Below are 15,610 nucleotides of genomic sequence, written 5' to 3'. Positions count from 1 at the left end.
AAAGCCCGGGAGGAACAGGTGAGCGCAGTCAACACAACCATATTTTCTGAGCATATCGCAGAACTTGGAGAAGGTCCGGGTTATGACCCGCTGACCGGCAAGTGCTGGTGGTTCGATATTCTCGGCCAACGGCTGATTGAACGAGATCATAGCGGTGAAATCATTGCCCATGATCTTGGCATGAAAGCCAGTGCGCTTGCCGTGATTGATCGCGAGCGGCAACTGATTGTCAGCGAACATGGGCTGTTTGTGCGGGAGCGCGCCAATGGCCGGTTAACGCTGCACCATCCGCTCGAAGCCAATAATGACGTGACCCGTTCAAATGATGCGCGTGTGCATCCGTCGGGTTCCTTCTGGATCGGGACCATGGGCAAGAAAGCCGAAAAGGATGCGGGCTCAATCTGGTGGTATTGCGAAGGTCAGTTGAAAAAGCTTTTCTCCGGCATCACCATCACCAACTCGATCTGCTTTTCGCCGGATGGAAAAATCGCCTATTTTGCGGATACTGACCGCAACATCATCTGGCGCGTCGATACCGATCCCGAAACAGGCCTTCCAACATCTGAAAAAAGCGTGTTTCATCATCGTGTCGAGGATGGTGGTGTCGATGGTTCTGTGGTGGATGCAGAGGGAACACTGTGGAACGCCTGTTGGGGCGGCAGTGCGCTCAATGCCTATTCACCACAAGGGCGTTTGCTCCGCTCAATCAAGCTTCCAGTGACACAACCGACTTGTCCTGCCTTCATCGGCGCGGATGCATCTGTTCTGATTGTCACCAGCGCCCATGAAGGTATGAATGAAAATGCCCGCAATGCTGATCCGCATGCGGGCAAAGTCATATTGCTTGATCTTTCGGTCAGCGGGCGTCACGATCCGCCGGTCAGGCTTTAAAGGTTAAACGCCTTCGACGATAACGATTTCGCCTTCCGCTACTGTCTGGCGGATGGCTTTCGCAGCTTGATATTCTGGCGAATTGTAGCAATCGAGCGCGTGTTGCATCGTTTCAAATTCGATGATGACATTGCGGGCGCGGCCCGGACCTTCGACGGCTTCAGCTTTACCACCACGTGCGATGAACTTTGCCCCATAGCGTTCGAAAGCTGGCTTGGCGGTTGAGACATAATCCTTGTAGCGCTCCGTATCACGAGCATCCACGCGGGCAATCCAATAGGCTTTGGTCATAGTGTCCTCCTCTAAGACTATTGAACCGAGCGCATTTCTTCCAGAATGGCAAGCGCCGAAGCCCTGCGATCGGGTGCTCCGACAATTGGTCGCGCAACAACGAGATGGCTTGCACCGGCTTTCAGCGCATCGGCGGGTGTCATCACACGCTTCTGGTCGCCCTTCTCGGCTCCAGCCGGACGAATGCCAGGGGTAACGACCGCCATATCGGGGCCAATGGCTTGACGAATGGCGAAAGCTTCTGCAGCCGATGCCACAATGCCGCCCATGCCCGCATCGCGCGCCTGTTGCGCACGTTTAAGCACCAGCGCTTCCGGCGTATCGCAATAGCCTGCTTCTTTTAGATCAGCTCCATCCATAGATGTCAGAACTGTCACGCCAAGCAGGCAGAGATCGGAGCCGTGCGCGGCCTGAACAGCCGAGCGCATCGCCTTTGGATAAGCGTGCAGCGTGAGCATCGAAACGCCCATCTTCGCGACATTTTCCACGCCCTTGGCGATGGTGTTGTCAATGTCGAGGAGCTTCATATCGAGAAAGACTTTTTTCTTTGCCGCAATCAGACTCTTTGCGAAATCAAGACCACCAGCAAACACAAGCTGATAGCCGATCTTGTAGAAAGTGGCTGCATCGCCGAGCTCTTCGACTACTTTTTCCGCTTCTTTAACGGTTGGCACATCGAGGCCCACGATCAACTGATCGCGCAAATCTTTCATCGTCATGGAAATCTCCGCTGTAATTTCTAGTTTATTCGCACAACAGGGCGCGGTACGAAAGATACCGCGCCCTGAAATATGCAAACTATTGACTATCGCGTGTCTATTTAGCCGAATGCGCAATCAGACTTTTGCAAACACCGCTCAGCATTTTTGCCTGACGTTCGTTTTTAAGTGTGCCGTCATCATTAAACGCATCGGCAGCACCGCTCACAGAGCATTGCTCGGTAATAACCTGTGTGCCAACTGCCATCAACACGGCACGCAAGTGATAAAGTCCGCGCATACCGGCAAAGGCACCGTTGGAAGTTGAACAAAGCCCGACCGTCAAACCCACATAAGGTTTGAATGGCTTATCGCCGTCGTTTGAAATGCGGCTGACCCAGTCAATCGTGTTTTTCAGAAGCGGCGGGATTGATGCATTATATTCCGGCGAACAGATCATCAACCCGTCTTGGCCAGCCATCAGACGACCAAGCTTGATAGCGTTTTCTGGAATGCCTTCTTCGGCTTCCAGATCCTCATTCATGATGGGCAGTGGATAATCGGCAAGCGTTATGCGCGTGACTTCCGCACCCTGTTGCGTGAGTTCCTTTTCAGCTGCGTCCGCCATATGGGCCGAAAATGCACCTGTGCGGACAGAACCCGCAAAAACAAGAATACGTGCGCTCATGGTTTCTCCAACGATGTGATGATGGGCTATCAGATGATCGGGCGACGATAGACCCAGAGCTGTGCGGGCGGGACATTGCGCACAACAAAATCATAATGCTGCACCGTATAATTGCCTTTGCCAGCCGGAACCGGCGGGCGCGGACCATAGGTTATCTGAATTAGCGGACGACCATGCGGAATGCGTGACAGAAGATCTTCCATCAGCTGAATACGGCTTGGCATTGGAAAATTCAGCATTGGGACAGCTGAAATAATGCTGTCGAACTGCTGATCTCTCATGGCACCAAGCGCCGTATCAAGATCAAAGACATCGCCCTCAATGATATTCACATCCGGGTAGGCCTTTTCGAGATGTTCGACAAAAGCGGGAGAATATTCGATCGAATAGAGATCGGATGGCTTCACACCATGCGCAAGAATGGCTTTGGTGATAACGCCAGTACCCGGTCCGAGCTCCAGAACGGGCAGCCCTGATTTTCTATCGATTACACTCGCCATGCGTCGTGCTGTAATCGAACTTGTCGGCAATATCGCGCCAACCGCTTTCGGTCCGTCTATCCAGCCTTTGAAAAAACGGATTTCCTCATCGAACTTAGCGGCCAGTTTCCTGCCGAGTTGTCCTGCCATTCTCAATTGCTCCCATTGTCGTTATCAGACAAGTTTATGCCGCATCAGATGACTTAAGCAAGGCAGGAATAGGGAGATGAATAAAAAAAGGGGAGCCGAACGGCTCCCTTTTCATCACTCACCAATACCTTCAAAAAACTCTTTCATCCGGGCGAAGAAACCAGCCGATTTGGGACTGTTCTCTTTGGACGAGAGTTGTTCAAATTCCTCAAGCAACTCACGCTGACACTTGGACAAGTTCTGCGGTGTCTCAATATCGATCTGGATATAAAGATCACCCATCGCCTGCTGGCGCAGAACCGGCATGCCCTTACCCTTGAGGCGGAACTGCTTGGCATTCTGCGTGCCTTCCGGCACTTTTACCCGGGTCTGGGTGCTATCAAGCGTGGAAACTTCAAACTCGCCACCCAGTGCCGCCGTCGTCATTGAGATCGGCACTTTGCAATAAAGATCAGCGCCATCGCGCTGGAAGAACTCATGCGGCTTGACCGACAAGAATATGTAGAGATCGCCCGAAGGTCCGCCACGTGTTCCAGCTTCGCCTTCGCCTGCCAAGCGAATACGGGTGCCGTCTTCGATACCAGCCGGAATATTGACCGAAAGCGAACGCTCCTGCGTGACACGGCCCTGACCATGGCACTTACCGCAAGGGTCTTTAATGATCTGGCCGCGACCATTACAGGTCGGGCAAGTCCGTTCTACCGAGAAGAAGCCCTGTGCCGCACGCACGCGACCCGCACCGCCGCACATTGTACAAGTGGTTGGCTGCGAACCAGCCTTCGCACCTGAACCTGAGCATTCATCACAAGTGATAGAGGTCGGCACACGAATTTGTGCTGCCTTGCCGGAAAAAGCTTCCTCAAGACTGACTTCCATATTGTAGCGCAGATCGGCACCGCGTTCGCGTCCGCCATTGGAACGGCGGCGACCGCCGCCACCCATCATCTCGCCGAAAATATCTTCGAAAATATCGGAGAAACCACCCGCGCCAGCAAATCCGCCGCCGCCAAAGCCATTGCCCATGCCACCATTTTCAAAGGCTGCATGACCATAGCGATCATAGGCTGCGCGCTTCTGCGGGTCTTTCAGCGTTTCATAGGCTTCGCCGATTTCCTTGAACTTAACTTCAGCTTCCGGATTGTTCGGATTGCGATCCGGATGGTATTCCATAGCAAGCTTGCGAAAGGCGGTTTTAAGCACCTTATCATCTGCAGTACGCTCCACACCGAGAGCTTCGTAATAATCGATCTTCATCGTTCGTTATCCCGACGGCAGGAGCGCATGCAATGTTTGCGGCTCCACGGTCCCATTTCGTGCAGACATTGTTTTGCCTGCTGGAATAGTCTTGGTTTACCCGTCCGGTGCAACCGTCCCGAAAGGCCGCAAAAGCCCGGGAGTGACCCGGGCTTGCGCGTTTACAGACTAGGCTTACGACTTTTTCTTGTCGTCGTCGATTTCTTCGTAATCGGCATCGACAACATCGTCGTTCGAAGAAGCCTGTTCACTACCGGCAGCACCTGCATCTTCAGCAGCCTGCGCTGCTTCATACATGGCCTGTCCAAGCTTCATCGAAGCTTCGGCAAGAACCTGCGTCTTCGCCTTGATGTCTTCAGCATCGTCACCTTCAAGCGAGGTACGAAGTGCTACGATTGCACCTTCGATGGCCTGCTTGTCTTCAGCCGAAACCTTGTCACCATATTCCTTCAGCGACTTTTCAGACGAATGAAGGAGGCTTTCGCCCTGATTCTTGGCTTCAACTGCGTCACGGCGCTGCTTGTCGGCTTCCGCATTTGCTTCCGCGTCCTTGACCATCTTTTCGATGTCGGCGTCCGAAAGACCACCCGATGCCTGAATGCGGATCTGGTGTTCTTTGCCGGTGCCCTTGTCTTTTGCAGACACGTTGACGAGGCCGTTTGCGTCGATGTCAAAAGTCACTTCAACCTGCGGCACACCACGTGGTGCTGGTGGAATACCAACGAGATCGAACTGGCCGAGGATCTTGTTGTCGGCAGCCATTTCACGCTCGCCCTGGAACACGCGGATCGTCACAGCCGACTGATTGTCTTCAGCGGTCGAGAAGGTCTGCGACTTCTTGGTCGGGATCGTGGTGTTGCGTTCGATCAAGCGTGTGAACACGCCACCCAGCGTTTCAATGCCAAGCGAAAGCGGGGTTACGTCAAGCAGCAGAACGTCCTTGACGTCGCCAGCCAATACGCCGCCCTGAATTGCTGCACCCATGGCAACAACTTCGTCCGGGTTCACGCCCTTGTGTGGTTCCTTGCCGAAGAAAGCCTTAACGACTTCCTGAATCTTCGGCATACGGGTCATACCGCCAACCAGAACAACTTCATCGATGTCGCCAGCCTTGAGGCCTGCATCCTTGAGCGCTGCCTTGCATGGCTCGACCGTGCGCTGCACGAGATCGTCAACCAGGCTTTCGAACTTCGAGCGCGAAAGCTTGATTGCAAGGTGCTTAGGACCAGACTGGTCAGCGGTGATGAATGGCAGGTTGATTTCGGTCTGCTGAGCGGACGAAAGCTCGATCTTGGCCTTTTCAGCAGCTTCCTTGAGGCGCTGCAGAGCAAGCTTGTCTTTCTTAAGATCGATGCCCTGTTCCTTCTTGAACTCGGCAACCAGATATTCAACCAGACGCATGTCGAAGTCTTCACCGCCGAGGAACGTATCACCGTTGGTGGATTTTACTTCAAACACGCCATCGCCGATTTCAAGAACCGAAACGTCGAACGTACCACCACCAAGATCGTAAACAGCGATCGTCTTGCCTTCGCTCTTGTCGAGACCGTAAGCAAGGGCTGCGGCTGTTGGTTCGTTGATGATACGCAGAACTTCAAGACCAGCGATCTTGCCGGCATCCTTGGTTGCCTGACGCTGAGCATCGTTGAAGTATGCCGGAACCGTTATAACGGCCTGCGTCACAGTTTCACCGAGGTAAGATTCAGCGGTTTCCTTCATCTTCTGAAGGATCATCGCGGAAACCTGCGATGGCGAATATTTCTTGCCGTGAGTTTCTACCCATGCATCGCCATTGTCGCCCTTGACGATGCTGTAAGGCACAAGATCCTTGTCCTTGGCAACCATTGGATCATCAAAGCGGCGGCCAATCAGGCGCTTTACGGCAAACAGAGTGCCTTCAGGGTTGGTGACAGCCTGACGTTTCGCAGGCTGGCCAGCGAGACGTTCGTCACCATCGCTGAAAGCGATGATCGAAGGTGTCGTACGCGCACCTTCAGCATTTTCAATGACCTTCGCGGTTTTTCCGTCCATGACGGCTACGCAGGAGTTGGTCGTTCCCAGATCGATACCAATAACTTTAGCCATATTTCTCTCCATTCAGCAAACCGCAAAAACCTCTACCGAGCGTTTCATGAGCGGTTCCTATCGGTTTCACAATGCCTGCTTCAAGGTGTGAAGTCGGGAAGCGTTTTTCAAGCCACCCGGCCTTTTATCAAAGCCCTGTGCGAGGCGTATATAAGAAAGGCTGTTTTTCACTGCAAGTCACAAGCTGTGTGACAATGAAAAATTCCTGCCTGTCATAAGTTTCAGGCAGGAAAATTCCCGCCCGTTAAAATTTCCAGCTCTTAGACACTCACGGAGCCGTCGCTTTTACCAGCGCGATAAATCGCATCGATAAATTTCTGATTGGCTTTTGAGTTTTCCAGAGAAAACAGCATCACGCTACTTTCTCCCTTGGCACCCTTCGTGGCGCGCACGAAGTTTTCCGCCTGAAGCTTATAGTGGTCTGTATCGGAGAATGACCATTCTGTCGCCTCCGTATGCCCTGCATTATAGAGTGTAATGCGGCCATGACCATATTTGCCAGTGTTAAAAGGTGCGTGAACTTCGATGAAGCCCTTGTCGCCATGGAAAACCATGGTTTGACGACCAGCAAGCTGGGTGGCGACATAGAAGCTTAGATCGAAACCATCGAATCGCGCCGAGACATTTGCATAGCGATCAGTGCCGAATTTTGGATCAAATTCCACCGATGCCTGAACCGAAAGCGGCTCCTTGCCAGTCACCATGCGTGTGACCACAGTCGGATAAACACCAATATCCGGCAGCACTCCGCCGCCAAGTTCCGGCTGGTTACGCATATTAGATGGGTCATTGTTAAAATAGCTGAATGCACCCTGCACATGACGGAGCGTTCCAATCGCACCTTCTTCGAGAAGAAAACGCAGCTTAATCCATTGCGGGTGATAAAAAACCATAAAGGCTTCAGCGATAGTGACCTTGTGCTTGTCGCGCGCGGCAATCAGCTGATCAATATCGTCGGCTTTAAGCGCAATCGGCTTTTCGCACAACACATGCTTGCCAGCCTCAGCTGCTTTCAGCGTCCACTCAATGTGCTGCGAGGTTGGCAGCGGGATATAGACGCCATCAATTTCGTCATTTGCCAGCAATTCCTCATAGGAACCAAAGGCCAGCGGTGCGCCAAAGCGATCAGCGACAGCACGCGCGCGCGCCTGATCACGGCTGGCAATAGCATGAACCACACCATTGTCCGAAGCACAAAGTGCCGGAATAACCTGCGTTACGCCAATCTTGGCGGTGGAAAGAATACCCCATTGAAACATGCCGATCCCTTTTCAATGCATTTGGTGATGCAAACTGTTTGAGGCTATGGATGGCATGATTGAGGGATAGGTTAAACCAAAAAATGCAAGGCCGCATCATGGTGCGGCCTTTGCAAATGATAGAATCACATCCGGCGCATGGCACGCGGTGCGAGTGTCAGCAGACCAAGAAACGTCATGATGAAGCCCACCCAAAGGGGCGCATAAAGACTGTAGCCCGTTGAGAGCGCAAAGCCGCCCGCCCATGGCCCAAGCCCCAGGCCGATATTGATGACCGATGCATGCATTGCATTAACCAGTGCGCCGGGATGCGCAATCCGCATAACACGCGCTATGAAAGCGGGATTAAGCGCAATACCCGTTAGCCCAATCATGATGATAGCCAGGATTGTTGCGATTTTCAGTTCAGCAAACAACGCAAAGATCAGCATTGCTGCCAGCATGATCAGAATACCGATAAAGATGGTCGCAATGGTATGGCGGTCAGCAAAGCGTCCGATGACGTAATTTCCGATGATATTGGCTGCCCCATAGATAGCCAGCAGAAATGGCAATTGCGCTTCCGGAAAGCCCGCAAGCTGTGAAGTGATTGGCGACAGATAGCTGTAGACCGAGAAAGATGCGCCAATCACCAGCGCGCTGGTTGCGTAAGCTGCCCAGAGCCTTGGCTTGCGCATTTCATTGAGTTCGGAAGATAAGTTTATTCCGGCATTGTTTGGCCTTGCTTCGATCTTGATTGCGATCACCAGAGCGCAAAACAGCACGAGAACGACAATCGCCCAGAAACCTGCACGCCAGCCAAAGCTGTTGGTGATGAGAGTTGCAAGCGGCACTCCCAGCACGGTGCACAACATAAGGCCCGCAAAAACCAGCGAGGACGCACGCCCGCGCAACTCAGGCGTAACAAGCTGCGCTGTGATTGCCAGCATTAAACCAAAGCTGGTTGCCGCAGCCATTCCGGTGAGAACCCGGGCTACAAGCATGACATGAAAGTTGCTGGTGGAAGCCGCAACACTTTGTGCGAGTGCATAGAAAATCAACAAAAACAGCAGTCCGCGCTTGTTCTCAATCTTTAGCGCCAGAAACAGCACCGTCACCAGCGGGCCACCAATCGTCATGCCCAAAGCATAGACCGAAATCAGATTGCCAATATCGGAAACAGAGCGCCCGAAAGCCTCCTGAAGCGCTGGCATCATGCCGGAAATCATCAGTTCAGATGTAGTCAGCGCAAAAATACCCAATGTCAGGCAATAGACCACCAGTGGAATCTCGCGCGCCTGGCTTGGAGACGCAGAAACCCCTTCCGCCGCAATGGCAGAATCACACACTTCGTTCATGGGACGAATCCTATTTATATAGTCGATACTACATAATTCATATCGTCTTGCGCCTGAGCGTCAAGCAAATTATATAAGGATGACTACAGAAAGGGCGAAAAATGGTTCCGCGCGGACGTCCGCGCAGTTTCGACCGCGATACTGCGTTGGAAAAAGTCATGAAAGTTTTCTGGGCAAAGGGCTATGAATGCGCCCAGATCAATGATTTCACATCGGCGATCAGCATTACTCCGCCAAGCTTTTATGCCGCCTTTGGCAATAAAGAACAGGCGTTTCGCGAGGCCGTGGACTATTATACCCGCACAATCGGCGCTGTTCCTTTCAATGCACTTGAAAAAGCGACGACGATTCAGGACGGTATGCGCCAATGGCTTGAACTCAGTGCCGACAGCGCTTTCGCTTGCCCTGCTGGCGGCTGCATGATCAGTGTAAGCTCCATTCAGTGTAAACCGGAAAACGCCAACGTGAAGGCGTTTCTGCAGGATGTCCGTCACACCAATCACGAACAGCTTTCACAGCGTCTGGAGCGCGCCATAGCGGCGGGTGACTTGCCAGTGCACACCGACATCGTGCAGATGACCGAGTTCTATCATATGATTCAGCAGAGCATTTCTTTTGAAGCCCGCGATGGAAATTCACGCGCGGCTGTGCAGAAAATCATCGACATGGCGATGCTTGCCATGCCTCCACGCTTGGTTGTGCCTGCATGAGTGGCGCCATATCGGCTGTTCTGGTTCATGTCAGTGATGTTAAGGCAGCAATCGAGTGGTATCACAAAGCCTTCCCGCACGCAGTTCTCAAACATCTTGAACCTTATGATTTCAGCTACCTGCAAATCGGCGATGTTGATCTGGAGATCGTTCCGGCCGATGAAAAAGTTTCATCGGGTGCTGCGGGCAGCGTGGTCTATTGGCACGTCGAGGGTTTCGATCAATCGCTCGCGCATTTGATCGCCATTGGCGGCACGCTTTATCGCGGACCACTCGATATTCAGGACGGTATGCGCATGTGTCAGGTCAAAGACCCATGGGGCAATTGCATCGGCTTGCGAGGCTAGAAAAAAACCCGCTCTCACGAGCGGGGTTTTCTTTTCATTTATTCTTATCCGCGAAGGACGCCGCCGGTCTGTTTGGTGACATTTGCAATCACCTGCTTCGACAATGCTTCCAGATCTTCATCGGTCAGCGTGCGGTCCTGCGGCTGCAACAGCACTTCAACCGCGATCGACTTCTTGCCTTCACCAAGCGACGCGCCTGTGAAGACGTCAAACACCTGAACGCCAGCAATCAGCTTCTTGTCAGCCGATGAAACGGCCTTCACGACATTACCAGCCTCAACATTTGCATCCACTACGAAGGCAAAATCGCGCTTGAGGCTCTGGAACTGCGAGAGGCTGAGAGCTGGCTTGGTGCGGGTTGCCTTTGCCTTCGGCTCAGGGATCGCATCGATATAGACTTCAAAGCCGCAGAGCGCGCCCGACACATCAAGCGCTTCCAGCGTATCCGGGTGGAACTCACCGAAGTAACCCAGCACAACTTTTGGACCAAGCTTTAACGTACCTGAACGACCCGGATGGAACCATTCTGGTCCACCGGCTTCGATCTGGATACGATCAACCGGCGCACCCGCAGCTTCAAGCGCCGCCAGTGCATCGGCCTTGGCATCGAACACGCCAACGGTTGCTGCATTGCCCGACCAGAAGCGGCCCGAGCCTTCAACGCCAGCCGTGCCACGACGGATGCCGCCAGCCACACGACGCTGCTGTTCAGGCTTGTCGCCTTCATAAATGCCCGACACTTCAAACAATGCGGTATCACCAAAGCCGCGATCCGCATTGCGCTGCGCGGCTGCGAGCAGGCCCGGCAGAAGCGATGGGCGCATATCCGACATATCCGCTGCAATTGGGTTTGCCAGCTTCAGTTCCGGCTTGCCACCGCCAAAAGCTTTGGCCTGTGCTTCCGAAATAAACGAATAGGTCACAGCTTCCATCATGCCGCGCGAAGCAAGCGTGCGGCGTGCCAGACGCGTGCGGATCTGCAATGTTGTCAGAATACGACCATTGACAGTGCCAAGACCCGGCAGCGGCTGTGGTGCGATCTGGTTGATGCCATGAATACGCATGACTTCCTCAACGAGGTCAGCTTTGCCTTCCACGTCATTGCGCCATGTCGGAACGGTTGCCTTGATGACCTTGCCATCGCCTTCAACCCCGAAGCCAAGACGCTTCAGAATGTCGAACGATGCGTCATAGGAAACCTCAATGCCGGTCAAACGCTTGACTTCCGAAACAGGGAAATCAATCACGCGCGCGGTCGGTGCCGTGTAACCAACCACGTCGAGAACTGTCGGCTGACCGCCGCAAAGTTCTATAACCAGTTTGGTTGCCAGTTCTGCACCCGGAATCATCATTTCTGGATCGACGCCACGCTCAAAGCGATAGCGCGCATCAGTGACGATGCCCAGTTCGCGGCCGGTACGTGCGATTGTGCGCGGGTCCCAAAGAGCGGATTCGATCAACACATCGACAGTGTTTTCATCGCAGCCCGAATGCTCACCGCCCATGATACCGGCAATCGATTCGGGGCCGTTTTCATCGGCGATCACATACATGCCCGGCTTGAACTTATGCTCGCGCCCATCAAGACCAAGGATGGTTTCATCCTCTTTGGCCACACGCACTGTCAGATTGCCCTTAACCTTGGCCGCATCGAAAACATGCAGCGGACGGCCCTGATCAAACGTTACATAATTGGTGATGTCGACCAGCGCATTGATAGGGCGCAGGCCAATATCTTTCAGACGCTGCTGCATCCATTTCGGGCTTGGGCCGTTTTTCACGCCCTTGACCAGACGCAGCGCAAAACCGTTGCAGAACGGGTTTTCCGCGTCCTGTTCGAGAATGACCTTAACCGGCGTTTCGCCTTCGCCCTTGACCGCTTCTGGCAGCGTATTCTTGAGCGTGCCGAGACCGGCTGCTGCCAGATCACGCGCAATGCCGCGAATGCCGGTGCAATCCGCACGGTTTGGCGTCAGACCGATTTCGATGATTGGATCATCAATACCGAGATAGGCTGCGAAGCTTGTGCCAACAGGCGCATCTTCGGGCAGATCGATAATGCCATTATGCTCGTCAGAAAGTTCCAGCTCGCGCTCGGAACACATCATGCCGAAGCTTTCAACACCTCGGATTTTGCCAACCGAAAGCGTGACATCAAGGCCAGGCACATAGTCGCCCGGACGCCCCAGAACGCCGACCAGACCTGTGCGGGCATTGGGCGCACCGCAAACAACCTGAACCGGCTGGCCTTCGCCCGTATCAACGGTGAGAACGCGCAACTTATCGGCATCCGGGTGCTGAACAGCATTCAGAACCTTGGCGATCTTGAAAGCTTTGAAAGCGGCGCGGTCATCGACCCCGTCCACTTCCAGACCAATATCGGTCAGCTTTTCGACGATCTGATCGAGCGTCGCATCGGTTTCAAGGTGATCCTTGAGCCAGGAAAGTGTGAATTTCATTTCTCTATTCCTTCCTGTCTTTACGCGCTCAGACCGCCGAAAAGCGTCGGCAGGTCGAGTGGTCGGAAACCATAGTGGTTGAGCCAGCGCACATCGGCATCGAAGAAGGCGCGCAGATCAGGCATGCCGTATTTCAGCATGGCGATACGGTCGATACCCATTCCCCATGCAAAGCCCTGATAGACGTCCGGGTCATAGCCCGAAGCGCGCAGTACATTCGGATGTACCATGCCGCAGCCCAGAATTTCGAGCCAGTCCGTGCCTTCGCCAAATTTCACATGCGGGCCGGAACGGTCGCACTGAATATCAACCTCAACCGATGGCTCAGTGAACGGGAAGAAGCTCGGACGCATCCGCATCGTGACATTTGGCACTTCAAAGAACGCCTTGCAGAACTCTTCAAGCACCCACTTCATATTGGCGACATTGGCCGATTTATCGACAACCAGACCTTCGACCTGATGGAACATCGGCGAATGGGTGGCATCGGAATCCATGCGATAGGTCTTGCCCGGAATGACGATGCGGATAGGCTCGTCGCGGCCTTCCTTGTCGCGAAGTGCTGCGAACTTCTCCATCGTGTGCACCTGCACCGGCGAGGTATGCGTGCGCAGCAGTTTGCGTTCGCCTTTCTCATCCGCATTGAAGAAAAATGTGTCGTGCATTTCGCGCGCCGGATGGCCTTCGGGGAAGTTCAGCGCCGTGAAATTATAGTAATCGGTTTCGACATCCGGGCCTTCGGCAATCGAAAAACCCATATCCGCGAAGATCGCGGTGATTTCGTCGATAACCTGAGAAATCGGATGAATGCGGCCGCGCGATGCCGCACCTTCGCGAACTGGAAGCGTCACATCGACCTTCTCACGCTCAAGGCGCGCTGCAATGGCTTGGCGGCGCAGCTCTGTCTTACGCTCGTTCAGCGCTTCGGTGACGCGGCTTTTCAAGCCGTTGATCGCTGGTCCCTGTGCCTGACGCTCTTCCGGCGACATGGAACCCAGTGTCTTCAGCTTTTCAGAGATGGTGCCTTTTTTGCCGAGTGCCGCCACGCGCACTGCTTCAATCGCCTGCTCGTCGCTGGCGGCGGCGATTTCGCCCATAATCGTTTGTTCGAGTTGTTCAAGATCGCTCATTGTCTATATCCCTGTCGTGCCGCTGGCACTCCACGCCTCTTGGTTTACATCCCTATCGTGTCCAGGGGACACTCGACGCCTCTTGATTTATTTCCCTGTCGTGCTTGCAGCACTCCACGCCTCTTGTTTGGCTTTCCGCTCGCGCTCGACACCAGATAAGAAAGAAAAACCCGCGCCAGCCAAGCCAGCGCGGGTTCCCAAAATTCAAAATATCGCTTGGGAAGGGCTGGCTTAACGAACAGCGCCTTCAAAAGCGTTTGGCGTCTCTGTACCCTTGAGGTATTCGAGTGCCTTCTTAGCAGAAGCAATCAGCGCACCGAACGCATCTGGTTCATGGATTGCGATGTCGGAAAGAACCTTACGGTCGATTTCGATACCTGCTTTGCCAAGACCATCGATGAAGCGGCCATATGTAAGACCATGCTCACGAACAGCAGCGTTGATACGCTGAATCCAAAGAGCGCGGAATGTACGCTTGCGGTTCTTGCGATCGCGGTAAGCATACTGCTTCGAACGATCAACAGCAGCCTTAGCGGTGCGGATTGTATTTTTACGACGGCCACGGAAACCGGAAGCCTGATCGAGAACTTTTTTGTGCTTGGCGTGGGAAGTTACGCCGCGTTTTACACGTGCCATGTGATGATCTCCTTAGAGGATAGACGGCTTAGAGGCCGTTAGGCAGGAACTGTTTTACGATCTTCGCGTCTGCGTCCGAGAGCACCATGGTGCCGCGTGCATCGCGAATGAACTTGTTCGAGCGCTTGATCATGCCATGGCGCTTGCCTGCAGCCGCAGCTACAACTTTGCCAGTGCCTGTAATTTTGAACCGCTTTTTAGCAGCCGATTTGGTCTTCATCTTGGGCATTTTGCTACTCCTATTTTGCATTCCCCGTCGTGCCTTCGGCACTCCACGCCTCTTGTTTTTAAAGGCGCGTGTGCTTGCGACAGACAAAGAACCTTGTTTTTACTTCCAGACCGACCAAGTCTGAAAAGCATACGAAACCGCCACGGCATGCCCTGCCGGGCGGTTCGAACGCGGCCTTGTACGCTTAAAGGCCAGAAAACGCAATGCCTGAATCGGCATTCAAACTCAATAAAGTCGCAGCAAAACCGGCAATACGTCTATGTTTTGTAGATATTCGATGAATTCAAAGAACGGATAGGCCACGAAAAACACCAGACCATCGGCAAATGTTCGATACAGCCGATCCGGCTTGACCCTCAATTCGTCATCATCGCGAAACAATGAGAATCGCGGAAAGAAACGCGGGACACGCGCGCAATAATCTTCATAAGGCTTGCCGAAATTCGCCTTGAGAAACTTCTCTTCCGTGCGAATGACAGCCGCAAAAGCCAGATAACACAGCACGCCAAAAGCAAGCGCTATGATGATGCTCCCCGTTTGTGCGCCGATACCGATCGCACCGATACTGCTGAACACATAAAGCGGGTTACGGGTCATCGAATAAGGGCCGGTCTGCACGATCTCGGCACTTTTGCGGCCACCAATATAAAGCGTGCACCACATACGACCCAGAATCGCCGCGACGATCAGGCTGATGCCGAAAGCCTCGATATATTCATGCAGATACCCGTCAGATTGCGAGCCCACGAACAATAGCGCCACAACAAGAAGCCCAATCACAATGGCAATCGCAAGACGGCGTCGTTGCTGATATTTGCCCAATTCGCTCAGTGTTTTCATGATGATCTCTGAAAGAGGAACGCTCTGTCTGTCTATTTTGACGCGCATCTTGTTCCAAAAACCGCTTCGCACTTTTTGGGATGCGCTCAGACAAAGAAAAAGCCGCCCAAAGGCGGCTTTTCAAAGG

16 protein-coding genes are annotated in these 15,610 nt (G+C 53.4%); 3 read left to right on the top strand and 13 right to left on the bottom strand.

Annotated elements, in window-relative coordinates:
* The first annotated feature begins 18 nt into the window (after nucleotides 1-18).
* On the top strand, nucleotides 19-891 hold the full coding sequence (locus CEV31_RS05370) for an SMP-30/gluconolactonase/LRE family protein (RefSeq protein WP_094505936.1): 873 nt from the start codon (nucleotides 19-21) through the stop codon (nucleotides 889-891).
* A 3-nt stretch (nucleotides 892-894) separates the two neighbouring features.
* Here the strand turns inward: CEV31_RS05370 and CEV31_RS05365 are convergent, their stop codons facing one another.
* From CEV31_RS05365 to CEV31_RS05330, 8 genes are all read right to left on the bottom strand, one after another.
* Nucleotides 895-1,182, bottom strand: a complete 288-nt coding sequence (locus CEV31_RS05365) for a DUF1330 domain-containing protein (protein ID WP_094505934.1) — start codon at nucleotides 1,180-1,182, stop codon at nucleotides 895-897.
* A 17-nt stretch (nucleotides 1,183-1,199) separates the two neighbouring features.
* Entirely contained in the window at nucleotides 1,200-1,901 is a 702-nt protein-coding gene (pyrF, locus tag CEV31_RS05360) for an orotidine-5'-phosphate decarboxylase (RefSeq protein WP_094505933.1), read from the bottom strand.
* Between the two features lie 97 nt (nucleotides 1,902-1,998).
* Entirely contained in the window at nucleotides 1,999-2,568 is a 570-nt protein-coding gene (locus tag CEV31_RS05355; protein WP_094505931.1) for an NADPH-dependent FMN reductase, read from the bottom strand.
* Between the two features lie 29 nt (nucleotides 2,569-2,597).
* Nucleotides 2,598-3,197 (bottom strand): phospholipid N-methyltransferase PmtA, encoded by a 600-nt coding sequence (gene pmtA / locus CEV31_RS05350; RefSeq protein WP_094505929.1) that lies wholly within the window; start codon nucleotides 3,195-3,197, stop codon nucleotides 2,598-2,600.
* A gap of 114 nt (nucleotides 3,198-3,311) precedes the next feature.
* Nucleotides 3,312-4,451: a molecular chaperone DnaJ gene (gene dnaJ / locus CEV31_RS05345; protein ID WP_094505928.1), complete on the bottom strand. Its 1,140-nt coding sequence runs from the start codon at nucleotides 4,449-4,451 to the stop codon at nucleotides 3,312-3,314.
* 174 nt (nucleotides 4,452-4,625) lie between these two features.
* Nucleotides 4,626-6,536 (bottom strand): molecular chaperone DnaK, encoded by a 1,911-nt coding sequence (dnaK, locus tag CEV31_RS05340; RefSeq protein ID WP_094505926.1) that lies wholly within the window; start codon nucleotides 6,534-6,536, stop codon nucleotides 4,626-4,628.
* A gap of 260 nt (nucleotides 6,537-6,796) precedes the next feature.
* A complete protein-coding gene (locus CEV31_RS05335; RefSeq protein ID WP_094505925.1) occupies nucleotides 6,797-7,795 on the bottom strand; it encodes a Gfo/Idh/MocA family protein in 999 nt (332 codons plus the stop codon).
* Nucleotides 7,796-7,920: 125 nt separating this feature from the next.
* Entirely contained in the window at nucleotides 7,921-9,132 is a 1,212-nt protein-coding gene (locus CEV31_RS05330) for an MFS transporter (protein WP_094505923.1), read from the bottom strand.
* A 101-nt stretch (nucleotides 9,133-9,233) separates the two neighbouring features.
* On the opposite strand from CEV31_RS05330, the gene CEV31_RS05325 reads away from it, so the two are divergent.
* A complete protein-coding gene (locus CEV31_RS05325) occupies nucleotides 9,234-9,842 on the top strand; it encodes a TetR/AcrR family transcriptional regulator (protein WP_094505921.1) in 609 nt (202 codons plus the stop codon).
* Nucleotides 9,839-10,189, top strand: a complete 351-nt coding sequence (locus tag CEV31_RS05320; RefSeq protein WP_094505919.1) for a VOC family protein — start codon at nucleotides 9,839-9,841, stop codon at nucleotides 10,187-10,189. The genes CEV31_RS05325 and CEV31_RS05320 overlap by 4 nt, the downstream gene beginning before the upstream one ends.
* A 44-nt stretch (nucleotides 10,190-10,233) precedes the next feature.
* Here CEV31_RS05320 and pheT read toward each other — a convergent pair whose 3' ends face one another.
* The 5 genes from pheT to CEV31_RS05295 all read right to left on the bottom strand — a co-directional run bounded on the left by pheT (nucleotide 10,234) and on the right by CEV31_RS05295 (nucleotide 15,483).
* Nucleotides 10,234-12,648: a phenylalanine--tRNA ligase subunit beta gene (gene pheT, locus CEV31_RS05315; protein WP_094505918.1), complete on the bottom strand. Its 2,415-nt coding sequence runs from the start codon at nucleotides 12,646-12,648 to the stop codon at nucleotides 10,234-10,236.
* 20 nt (nucleotides 12,649-12,668) lie between these two features.
* Nucleotides 12,669-13,778: a phenylalanine--tRNA ligase subunit alpha gene (pheS, locus tag CEV31_RS05310; RefSeq protein ID WP_094505916.1), complete on the bottom strand. Its 1,110-nt coding sequence runs from the start codon at nucleotides 13,776-13,778 to the stop codon at nucleotides 12,669-12,671.
* A 231-nt stretch (nucleotides 13,779-14,009) separates the two neighbouring features.
* Complete coding sequence (gene rplT, locus CEV31_RS05305) at nucleotides 14,010-14,414, bottom strand: 50S ribosomal protein L20 (RefSeq protein WP_094505915.1); 405 nt, start codon at nucleotides 14,412-14,414, stop codon at nucleotides 14,010-14,012.
* Nucleotides 14,415-14,442: 28 nt separating this feature from the next.
* A complete protein-coding gene (gene rpmI / locus CEV31_RS05300; RefSeq protein WP_007872654.1) occupies nucleotides 14,443-14,643 on the bottom strand; it encodes a 50S ribosomal protein L35 in 201 nt (66 codons plus the stop codon).
* Between the two features lie 225 nt (nucleotides 14,644-14,868).
* Entirely contained in the window at nucleotides 14,869-15,483 is a 615-nt protein-coding gene (locus tag CEV31_RS05295) for a methyltransferase family protein (protein WP_094506514.1), read from the bottom strand.
* Between the last annotated feature and the right edge of the window lie 127 nt (nucleotides 15,484-15,610).

Origin of the sequence: Brucella thiophenivorans (assembly GCF_002252445.1) — a bacterium.
Taxonomy (GTDB): domain Bacteria; phylum Pseudomonadota; class Alphaproteobacteria; order Rhizobiales; family Rhizobiaceae; genus Brucella; species Brucella thiophenivorans.
Note: the sequence above shows the minus strand (reverse complement) of the source record. Positions and strands in the feature narration are given on the sequence as shown.

What these genes read in the sequence shown, in the direction of transcription:
- CEV31_RS05365 (WP_094505934.1), bottom strand. Translation starts at nt 1,182, where the DNA reads ATGACCAAAGCCTATTGGATTGCCCGCGTGGATGCTCGTGATACGGAG.
- pyrF (WP_094505933.1), bottom strand. Translation starts at nt 1,901, where the DNA reads ATGACGATGAAAGATTTGCGCGATCAGTTGATCGTGGGCCTCGATGTG.
- CEV31_RS05355 (WP_094505931.1), bottom strand. Translation starts at nt 2,568, where the DNA reads ATGAGCGCACGTATTCTTGTTTTTGCGGGTTCTGTCCGCACAGGTGCA.
- pmtA (WP_094505929.1), bottom strand. Translation starts at nt 3,197, where the DNA reads ATGGCAGGACAACTCGGCAGGAAACTGGCCGCTAAGTTCGATGAGGAA.
- dnaJ (WP_094505928.1), bottom strand. Translation starts at nt 4,451, where the DNA reads ATGAAGATCGATTATTACGAAGCTCTCGGTGTGGAGCGTACTGCAGAT.
- dnaK (WP_094505926.1), bottom strand. Translation starts at nt 6,536, where the DNA reads ATGGCTAAAGTTATTGGTATCGATCTGGGAACGACCAACTCCTGCGTA.
- CEV31_RS05335 (WP_094505925.1), bottom strand. Translation starts at nt 7,795, where the DNA reads ATGTTTCAATGGGGTATTCTTTCCACCGCCAAGATTGGCGTAACGCAG.
- CEV31_RS05330 (WP_094505923.1), bottom strand. Translation starts at nt 9,132, where the DNA reads ATGAACGAAGTGTGTGATTCTGCCATTGCGGCGGAAGGGGTTTCTGCG.
- CEV31_RS05325 (WP_094505921.1), top strand. Translation starts at nt 9,234, where the DNA reads ATGGTTCCGCGCGGACGTCCGCGCAGTTTCGACCGCGATACTGCGTTG.
- CEV31_RS05320 (WP_094505919.1), top strand. Translation starts at nt 9,839, where the DNA reads ATGAGTGGCGCCATATCGGCTGTTCTGGTTCATGTCAGTGATGTTAAG.
- pheT (WP_094505918.1), bottom strand. Translation starts at nt 12,648, where the DNA reads ATGAAATTCACACTTTCCTGGCTCAAGGATCACCTTGAAACCGATGCG.
- pheS (WP_094505916.1), bottom strand. Translation starts at nt 13,778, where the DNA reads ATGAGCGATCTTGAACAACTCGAACAAACGATTATGGGCGAAATCGCC.
- rplT (WP_094505915.1), bottom strand. Translation starts at nt 14,414, where the DNA reads ATGGCACGTGTAAAACGCGGCGTAACTTCCCACGCCAAGCACAAAAAA.
- rpmI (WP_007872654.1), bottom strand. Translation starts at nt 14,643, where the DNA reads ATGCCCAAGATGAAGACCAAATCGGCTGCTAAAAAGCGGTTCAAAATT.
- CEV31_RS05295 (WP_094506514.1), bottom strand. Translation starts at nt 15,483, where the DNA reads ATGAAAACACTGAGCGAATTGGGCAAATATCAGCAACGACGCCGTCTT.